The organism is Kitasatospora sp. NPDC002522, from assembly GCF_053595195.1.
In genome coordinates this window covers 129,580-138,565 of record NZ_JBSFXE010000020.1, presented here as the reverse complement: position 1 = coordinate 138,565, position 8,986 = coordinate 129,580, and the positions used below count along the sequence as shown (strand labels likewise).

At 74.2% G+C, this 8,986-nt stretch carries 8 protein-coding genes; 6 read left to right on the top strand and 2 right to left on the bottom strand.

Going from position 1 to position 8,986, the window contains the following annotated elements; translation table 11 throughout:
* The coding region (locus tag ACWD4U_RS19035) for a non-reducing end alpha-L-arabinofuranosidase family hydrolase (protein WP_449787237.1) at positions 1 to 336 on the top strand (336 nt) is incomplete at its 5' end.
* Positions 337 to 412: 76 nt separating this feature from the next.
* Here the strand turns inward: ACWD4U_RS19035 and ACWD4U_RS19030 are convergent.
* Positions 413 to 820 carry a hypothetical protein gene (locus ACWD4U_RS19030; RefSeq protein WP_363454661.1) on the bottom strand — a complete coding sequence of 136 codons (408 nt, stop codon included), beginning with the start codon at positions 818 to 820 and terminating at the stop codon, positions 413 to 415.
* A gap of 148 nt (positions 821 to 968) precedes the next feature.
* Entirely contained in the window at positions 969 to 3,719 is a 2,751-nt protein-coding gene (locus ACWD4U_RS19025) for a LuxR C-terminal-related transcriptional regulator (RefSeq protein WP_363454663.1), read from the bottom strand.
* A gap of 237 nt (positions 3,720 to 3,956) precedes the next feature.
* On the opposite strand from ACWD4U_RS19025, the gene lanL reads away from it, so the two are divergent.
* Genes lanL through ACWD4U_RS19000 form a run of 5 tightly spaced genes read left to right on the top strand, consistent with a single transcriptional unit; the run spans position 3,957 to position 8,966 of the window.
* On the top strand, positions 3,957 to 6,653 hold the full coding sequence (gene lanL, locus ACWD4U_RS19020; protein ID WP_363454665.1) for a class IV lanthionine synthetase LanL: 2,697 nt from the start codon (positions 3,957 to 3,959) through the stop codon (positions 6,651 to 6,653).
* A gap of 35 nt (positions 6,654 to 6,688) precedes the next feature.
* The gene (locus ACWD4U_RS19015; protein WP_449787236.1) at positions 6,689 to 8,464 is read left to right on the top strand and encodes an alpha/beta hydrolase family protein; all 1,776 of its coding nucleotides are present in this window, start codon (positions 6,689 to 6,691) and stop codon (positions 8,462 to 8,464) included.
* A 6-nt stretch (positions 8,465 to 8,470) separates the two neighbouring features.
* Positions 8,471 to 8,599, top strand: a complete 129-nt coding sequence (locus tag ACWD4U_RS19010) for an ALQxL family class IV lanthipeptide (protein ID WP_363454669.1) — start codon at positions 8,471 to 8,473, stop codon at positions 8,597 to 8,599.
* A gap of 44 nt (positions 8,600 to 8,643) precedes the next feature.
* A complete protein-coding gene (locus ACWD4U_RS19005) occupies positions 8,644 to 8,778 on the top strand; it encodes an ALQxL family class IV lanthipeptide (RefSeq protein ID WP_363454671.1) in 135 nt (44 codons plus the stop codon).
* A gap of 53 nt (positions 8,779 to 8,831) precedes the next feature.
* The gene (locus ACWD4U_RS19000; protein ID WP_363454673.1) at positions 8,832 to 8,966 is read left to right on the top strand and encodes an ALQxL family class IV lanthipeptide; all 135 of its coding nucleotides are present in this window, start codon (positions 8,832 to 8,834) and stop codon (positions 8,964 to 8,966) included.
* The last annotated feature ends 20 nt before the right edge of the window (positions 8,967 to 8,986 follow it).

The window sequence follows — 8,986 nt, the reverse complement described above, 5'->3', positions numbered from 1 at the left end:
GTCTACAAGGTCAAGGACCAGAACCAGTACCTCATGATCGTCGAAGCCCAGGGCGCCAACGGCCGCTACTTCCGCTCCTTCACCGCCACCAGCCTCAACGGGTCGTGGACCCCGCAGGCCGCCAACGAGAACAACCCCTTCGCCGGCAAGGCCAACAGCGGCGCCACCTGGACCAACGACATCAGCCACGGCGACCTCGTCCGCAACAACCCCGACCAGACCATGACCATCGACCCCTGCAACCTCCAACTCCTCTACCAGGGCAAGAACCCCACCGCCGGCGGCCCCTACGACCAACTCCCCTGGCGCCCCGGCCTCCTCACCCTCCAACACTGACCCACCCAGCACACAGGAGCCCCGACCACACAACGGCCGGGGCTCCCCCCATTCACAGCAGATGCAGGGCTGCAGCTCAGAGCCCGGCTTCGAGGGCCTCCTGGAGGCGCTTCGCGCGCTCCTCGCCGTGGTGGGTGTTGGTGTCCGACTTGTGGTCGAACGTCAGCACGCCGTCGGTGAAGGAGATCCCGGCCGGGCTGAAGTACTCACCGGTGTTCCGGATGACGACCTTGGAGATCCCCTCGCGGAGCGCCTCCTTGCCCATGTCGTCGGCCCCGACCACGCTCAGCGCGTCCACCAGCGGCTGGAAGTACACCTGGGGGAAGTAGTCGGCGTAGCTGTCGGCGTAGTCGGGGACGGCCAGTTCCTGCCACTCCACCTCGATCGGCACCTCGAAGCCTGCCGCCTCGTCGATCCGCGACTTCCAGCCCGGGTAGTCGTCGTTCTTGAACCGCTCGACGCTGCGGCGTTCGGCCAGGCCCATGCGGGACCTCCACATTGTTCGTGATTGTGCTGTTCTTCAGAGCACAGCGGTGATGTTCCTCGCTTGCGGTGATCCTTCCGGTCGTGCGGCCGGGAGGCATCCGTAAGTTCACGGAAATCCCCTACGCAGCAGCCGTGGTGATGGGTGCTCAGGCGGCCTCCAGGATGCCGAGGGCGATGATCAGGTCGGACCGCGACGTGACGTGGAGCTTGCGGAAGATGCGGGTCAGGTGTCCTTCGACGGTCTTGACGGAGATGAAGAGTTCGGCGGCGATGGCGCGGTTGCTCCGGCCGCGGGCGACGAGCTCGGCGATGCGGTGCTCCTGTTCGGACAGGGCGGGGTGGGCGGGGGCGTGGCGGCCGGGGCGGGGGCGGTGACCGCCGATCCGGCGCTGGGCGTTGACGGCGAGGATGCCGAGGTGGGCGGCCCCGCAGGCGTCGGCGAGCTGTTTCGCCCGACCGACGGCGAGTGCGGCCTCGTCGAGCCGGTGACCGTCGGCGAGGCTGCGGCCGAGCAGCAGGCGGGCTCGGGCCTCGGCGGGGGAGAGGCCCGCGGAGGCGAAGAGGTCGGCTGCGGATCGACAGAGTTCGGCGGCGGTGTCGGGGTCGTCGCTCCGCACCGAGGCCAGGGCGAGTGCGGCGTATCCGCGCTGGCCGGGCAGGTCCACGGTGTCGGCCGCCTCGGCGGCGGCCGTGGCCCAGTCCCGGGCCGCGGCATGGTCGCCCCGGGCCGCCTCGGCCCGGGCGGCGGTACAGCACCACATGGCCCGCAGGGCGGGCAGGGGCACCGGGCGGCCCGGTTCGACGACGGCGCGGATGAGGTCCAGGCAGTCGTCGGGTCGGCCCTGCTCCAGGCGCAGCGCGGCCAGCATGCCGGCGGACGCCTCCCAGAGCCGTCCGCGACGGTCGACGGCGCGAAGCGCCTGCTCGACGGTTTCGGCCGCCGAGGTGGGGCCGGTCTGCAGGGCGGTCGCCGCGGCCCGCAGGGTCAGGGCGAAGGCCGCGAGGTGGGGCAGGGCGAGCTGACGTGCCGTCTCCTCGGCGCTTCCGGCCGCGGCGGCGCTGCCCGCCAGTTCGCCGGTCGCCTGCTGCGCGTAGGACTGGCACAGCAGCAGGTGGGGCAGCAGGTGGGTCTGCCCGGTCCGGCGGGCGATCGCGACGGCGCGGGTGGTGTGGCGCAGGGCGTCGTGGTGGCGTTCGGACAGTGCTTCGGCCCAGCCCAACTGGGCGGCCCCGTCGAGGCAGGCGGCCAGTTCCCCGTCCTTCATGGAGGCGAACGCGGCTGCCGCTTCGACCGCGTGCGTTCGGGAGGGTTCCCGGCAGCCGCGGTACGCGGCGCCCAGGGCGCGGCAGGCGGCGACGGCGGTCCGGGTCCTGCGGTCGGAACGGCTTGCCCGGAGCGTGTCGAGGAGGCCCGCGGCCTCGTCGTACCTGCCCTGCGCCGTGCGCACGATGGCGAGTTGCAGCCGGAGCGGGTCGGCGCGGGGGTCGTGCTGCGGCCAGCGGGCCAGTTCGCGTTCCAGGGCGGGGCCGTTCGACCGCGGGGTGAGGGTGCGTTCGACGGCCGACCCGGCTGCCACCAGGGGCACCCGCAGCTCGGGTCGGTCGGGTGGCACCAGGTCGAGGGCCTGACCGAGGCTGTCGCGGCACCCGGCCAGGTCGCCGGTCATCGCGACGGCTTCGGCCAGCCCCAGCAGCATGCCGCGTCGGAGCGGGGCCACCTCGCCGGAGCGGTCGGTGGCGGACAGGCGCAGCGCGGCGCGCAGCCAGGTGGCCGCGGTGGCGGGGGAGAGGTGGAGGGTCGACGCAGCCGCCTCGACCAGCACCGCGAGGGCCTCGCGGTCCCCGGGGCGCGCCGAGCGCGCGACATGGGGGGCGCGTTCCACCGGCCCGGCGCCGCTGTCGCGCAGGGCCAGGTCGGCGCGGCGGTGCGCGGCCAGGGCCCAGCCCGGCGGGGTGTCCCCGGCCACCGCCTCGCGCAGGACGGGATGGCGTGAGCGCAGCAGCCGGTGCACGTCCGACGGTGCTCCCGCGGGGTCCGCGGACCGGACGAGGTCGAGTGCGGACAGGCCGTCGAGGGCGTCCAGCGCGCGCTGGTCGGGGAGGTCGGCCACCGCCGCGAGGAGCAGCGGGTCGAAGGGGTCGCCGAGCACGGACGCGGCGCGCAGCACCGCGAGTTCGTCGGCGGAGAGCACGGCGGTCTCCCGGATCAGGGCCGCCCGGACGGCCTCCGGCAGACCGGCGGCGGCGTTCCGGGCCAGGTCGCCCAGCAGGCTCAGGTAGAACGGGTTGCCCTGGCCGGCCGTGCAGAGCCGGTCCCGGTCGTCGGAGGTGTACCCGGGGCCGAGCAGGGTTTCGCAGGCTTCCCGGTCCAGCGGCGCGAGCGGGACGCGGAGGACCCGGTAGGGCGCCGCCGGGTGCTGGAGCGCGGCCAGGAGTCGGGCCGGGGACTGCCGTGGCCGGTGACCGCAGGCCAGGATCAACGCGGTGCCGGGCGCTCGTCGCAGCAGGTCGTGGAGCAGGCCGAGCGTGGCCTCACCGGCCCAGTGCAGGTCGTCCAGGCAGAGCAGGACGCCGCGGCCGCGGTCGGCGTCCGCGAGCAGTCGGGCGAGGTCCGGGCGCGGCCCGTGCCGTCCGGGGTGCTCCTGCGCGGCGGTCCGGAGCAGGTCCAGCAGGAGCGGGCGTTGCCGTTCGAAGGCCGAGGAGCGGTCGCAGAGGACGGTCAACCCCTCGGCCCGGGCCAGCCGTTCGAGCTCGGCGAGCAGGGTGGACTTCCCCAGGCCGGGGTCGCCGGTGATCTCGAGGACGGTGGACGCTCCGTCGGCGCATGCGGTGACGGCCGACCGGAGGAGTGACATCTCGTGCGCCCGGCCGGTCGGCGGCGGGTTCTGTTCCCTCATAGGCATCCCCTCTGACGTGCTGAGGCCCCGTGGAGCTGATCGTCAGTCATGTCCCGCCCAGGCAGCGTCCGTTGAACTACGCCAGCCCCTTACGCAACTGCCGGCGGCGCGGGAGAAACGAGGGTCGCACCCTCATGCTGGTCCCCCCGGTCCGCTGCCAGATTGGCCGTCAAGGTCGCTGCCGAGCGGCGGATCGTCGGATGGGGTAGTCACGTGCATGACTTTCGCTTGCAGTGGGTGGTGGAGTCGGTTCTCGCCGAGCGCGGGCTGGACGGCTGGTCGTTCACCGAGGACGAGGTCTGGTGCCGGGTGACACCGGCCGGCGACGGCGGGGTCGACCGGGTACAGGGGTGGAAGCTCCACGTCTCCGCGACGCGGCTGTCCGCTCCGGAGGTGCTGCACCGGGTCGCGCACGTCCTGGTCCCGCGCGGGGTCGCGTTCAAGTTCTCCCGCAGCATCAGGATGGTCGAGGAGATGACCGGCGAGCGGTACGACCGGGCCCAGTGCGGGAAGATCATCGCCGTCTACCCGTCCGACGAGGACGAGTTCCGCGAGCTCGCCACGGCGCTCGACGAGGCCACGGCGGGGCTTCCCGGGCCGGCCATCCTGAACGACCGGCCGCTGCGGCCCGGCAGCCTGGTGCACTACCGGTTCGGCGCGTTCCGGGGCGTTCCGGTGCTCACCGACGACGGGGTGTTCGAGATCCGGGTCGCCGATCCGGACGGGACCCCGGTCGAGGACCGCCGCAAGCCGTGGTTCTGCCCGCCGTCCTGGGCGGAACTCCCGTACCCCAGCCCGCCGAAGGCGTCCAAGCCCGGCGCGCTGCTCGCCGACCGCTTCGAGGTGCGCCAGGCGATCCGGCACTCCGCCCGCGGCGGCGTGTACCGGGCGCTGGACCACCGGACCGGCGCGGAGGTGATCGTCAAGCAGGCCCGCGCGCACGTGGGCGGGCGGCTGAACGGCGAGGACTGCCGCAGCGGCCTGCGCAGCGAGTGGCAGGCCCTGAGCACCCTGGCCGGGATCACCGCCGAGCCGGTCGACCTCTTCGACCTCAACGGCCACACCTTCCTGGTGGAGTCCCTCGTCCCCGGGGTGACCCTGGCCCAGTGGCTCGACGAGCAGTTGGCGGACGGCGACTGGCGGGGCGGACTGGAACCGGCGCGGCTGCTGGACATGGCGCGGAAGCTGACCGGGCTGCTGGCCGAGGTCCACGCGCGCGGGCTGGTGTTCCAGGACTTCACCCCGCTCAACATCATGGTGACCCCGGACGGCGAGCTGAAGCTGATCGACCCGGAGATGGCACGCGTCCCCGGCGAGTGGGGCGTCCGGGGTCACACGCTCGGCTTCGCCGCCCTGGAGGTCGTGCGCAACCCCGGCGAGGGCTGGGTGCCGCAGCAGACGGCCGACCTGTACTCGCTGGGAACGGTGCTGGCCTTCCTCGCGGTGGGGACGGCGCCGATGTTCGGGAAGGACGGCCCGAAGCCGCTCTCCGTGCACGAGCGCCTCGCCGCGGTCCTGCACGCGGCCGGCGTGCACTACCCCGCGGCGCGGATGGTGGCACCGGCGGTGCGCGGCCTGACCGCCGACGACCCCGAGCAGCGCTGGTCGCTCGACCGGCTCCGGGAGTTCCTCGCCACCTGCACCGTCCCGGCGGCCGTCGTCCCGGCCGGCGGAGACACCGCAGCCGCGGACCGGCTGTCCGACGCCGACCGGCAGCGCTTCACCGACGACGGTCTCGCCCACCTGCTGGCGACCATGGCCGCCCCCGGTGACGACGCCCGCCGGCTGTGGCCGAGCACCGACTTCGGCGACGGCACCGACCCCTGCAACGTCCAGCACGGCTCGGCCGGCGTCCTGGGCGTGCTCACCCTCGCCGACCGCCACCTGCACCGGGACGACCTGCGCGCGGCCGTCGTCCGGGCGGCGGACTGGACCGCTCGGCGGCGCGACGCGATCCCCCGGCTGCTGCCCGGCCTTTACTTCGGGCGCTCCGGCACCGCCTGGGCGCTCTTCGACGCGGCCCGCCACCTCGGTGACGCGGAACTCGAGCGGCAGGCGGTCGACCTGGCCCTCGCGGTGCCGGTGGAGTGGCCCAACCCGGACGTCTGCCACGGCGTCGCGGGGTCCGTCCTGACCCAGCTCCACCTGTGGCGGGGCACCGGCCGCGGCGAGTTCCTGGAGCGGGCGACCAAGGGCGGCGAGGCGCTGCTGGCAGCCGCCGAGCACAGCGACGGCCAGGTCTACTGGCCCGTCCCCGCCAGCGTCGACTCGCTCCTGGCGGGCATCTCCCACCTCGGGTTCGCGCACGGCGTGGCCGGAGTCGGGTACACCCTGCTGGCGATCGCGCAGGCCACGGGCGACGAGCGGTACCTGGCGGCCGCGGTGGCCGCCGGGAGGACCCTGGTCGCCGAGGCCGAGCGCGAACCGTCGGGCGCGCACTGGCGCAACGACCGCGCCGACGAGCCCGGCACGGGCATGCGCACCCACTGGTGCAGCGGCGCCTCCGGCGTGGGGACCTTCCTGCTGCGGCTGTGGCAGGCCACCGGTGACGCCGAGTACCTGCAGCTGACGGAGGAGGCCGCGCAGGCGGTCCGCCGGGCCCGGTGGTACTCGGGCACCGCGGCCTGTCACGGCCTGGCCGGCAACGGCGAGTTCCTGCTCGACCTCGCCGACGCCGTCGGCGGCCCGTACCGCGAGTGGGCCGAGGAACTGGCCTGCGCGATGGCGCTGCGCCACGGCATCCGCGGCGGACGCCTGGTGATCCCCGACGAGTCCTCGCAGGGCGTGGCCGTCGACTACAACGTCGGGCTGAGCGGCGCCGTCGGCTTCCTGCTGCGGCTGGCGCACGGCGGGGTCAGGCCCTGGATGGTCGACGGGGCCTCGGAGCAGGCCGTCGACGGGGCCCGGTGCTCGATGCAGTTGGTGACGCGGTGACAACTCCCTGGCGGGGGCGCATCGATGACACCACGGTGACGGCGCGGATCAGCTTCCGGTTCTCCGCCTCCGGCACCCGGGCCGCCTGCCTGGCCACCACCGAGTCCGGCCGGCAGTACGCCGAGAGCTGGAGCCTGCGGGAGAACGGGCCGGTCCTGGACTTCTCCGCCGAGCTGACGGGCGACCTCACCTACACGATGGTCCTCCCGCTGGACGGCGAACGCCTGCTGGTCTCCCGGCACGGCCCCGAGGACACCCAGACCCTGAGCCTGCTGCACGACGACGGGCGGCTCAGCGCCGTGGGCAGCACGCAGCACGCACCGCTCGCCCTGCTGGGCCTGCCGGAGGGAGCACCCGGCCTGGCACTGGCCTGGTCGAGCCGCGGCGGGGGTGCGGCGGACGAGGAGACGGCGCTGTACCGGGTGACCACCGGAACCCCGTGGCTGCAGGAGCTGGTCCGGCTGCCGGGGCCGGTCCGGGACGTGACGGTCTGCGGCCCGCGGGTCCTGTTCACCCTGGAACCGGCGTCCGGCCGGGTGCGCCTGCTGGTCGATCCCCGCGACGGGACCACCGTCCCGGTGCCGTTCCCCGACGACGCCTCCCGCGTGCTGGCCGGCACCGAGCACCAGGTGCTGCTCGCCCGGCGGGGGCCGCAGGGATCGTCGCTCGCCCGGGCGGACCTCGCCGACGGCAGCATCCGCCCGTTCGACCCGGACACTCCGCCACGGGGGACCGTCTACCCGCTGGCGCTGGACCCGACCGGGACGTTCGTCGCGGTCCTGGAGACCGTCGGCGCCCACTCGCTGCTCAGCTGCTGGGACACCGAGTCCGGGGCGGTGCACCGGATCGCGGTGCCGGAAGGCGAACTCCTCCCGCTCGCGGCCTGGACCCCCGCGGGGCTCTGGCTCCCGCACTCCGACCCCCGGCGGCCCCGGACCATGGCCTGGCTGCCACCGGGCTCGCCGGAACTGCGGCTCCCCGCCGCGCCGGTGGAGCCCTGGCTGCCCGGCCGGGTGGAGACCTTCCCCGGGGCGGAGGGGCCGGTCGAGGCCGTGGTCCACGGACCGGACTGGCGCACCAGCCCGCGCGTCGTGGTGGCCCTGCACGGCGGCCCCACCAGCCACTGGACGCTCGGCTTCAACCCGCTGTTCCAACTCCTCGCGGCGGCCGGCATCGCGGTCGTGGCACCCAACCAGCGCGGCAGCACCGGCTACGGGGCGGCGCACACGCTCGCGCTCGTCGGAGCCTGGGGCGTGCCCGACCTCGCCGACGTGTCGGCCGTCGCGGCCCACGTCCGGGACCACCGCGCGGCGGGACTGCAGCGCCCCGCCGTGCTCGGCATCAGCTACGGCGGCTACCTGGCGCTGCTGGCCGCCGGCACCCGACCGGACCTGTGGTCCGGCTGCGTGGCCGTCGCCCCGTTCCTGTCCGGACCCCGGCTGCACGCCGAGGGCTTCGCCACAGTGCGCGGCATGGTGGAGCGCCTCGACGGGCTCACCGAGGCGACCGACGCCCTCGGGCCGCGTGACGTGACCCGGTTCGCCGCCGACCTGCGGGCCCGGCTGCTGCTGGTCCACGGGGCCCGCGACGAGTCCACGCCGGTGGAGCATTCCCGCTCCCTGGCACGCCAGTTGGCCGACCTCGGCCGCCGCGAGGGCACGGACTTCCGGTATCTCGAACCCCCCGACCGCGGCCACGCCGCCCTCGGTTCCTCCGTCCAGGACCCGATCGCCGCCCTGGTGACCCGGTTCCTCATCGACGGCGAGCCGGCCGCCGACCCCGCCGGTGTACCCGCGCACGAGAGGAGGTGACCGTTCATGGAGTTCGACCTGGAAGCCCTGCAGGAGCTTCCCCCCGAGGAGGAGCTGGCTGCAGGTACGTGCAAGGCGAGCTGCAGGTTCTCCGCCTGCTCCGCGTTGACGTCCACGACCCTCTACGGCCAGTGATCCGTTCGGCCCGTGTGCCAGTCCGTGAGAGGAGGTGATCACCCATGGAATTCGACCTCAACGCGCTTCAGGAGCTGCCCGCCGAGGAGGACCAGGCCGGCATCGGCTGCCGCTTCAGCTGCGGCGTCAGCTGCGGCGGGTCCTGCCCGGCGACCTGCCTGGCCACCGGCAACCAGTGAGCCGGTAGGTGACGGTCCGTCAGATCACGGTCCGTGAGAGGAGGTGATCATTCATGGAGTTCGACCTCGACGCCCTGCAGGAGCTTGCCTCGCAGGAGGAGCAGGCGGCTGCCGCCTGTGCCTGGAGCTGCGGCCGGAGCTGCCAGGTGACGGTGTGCCCGTCCACCTGCCCGGTGAGCACCGTCTGACAGCCCTTCAGCCCGCGCCA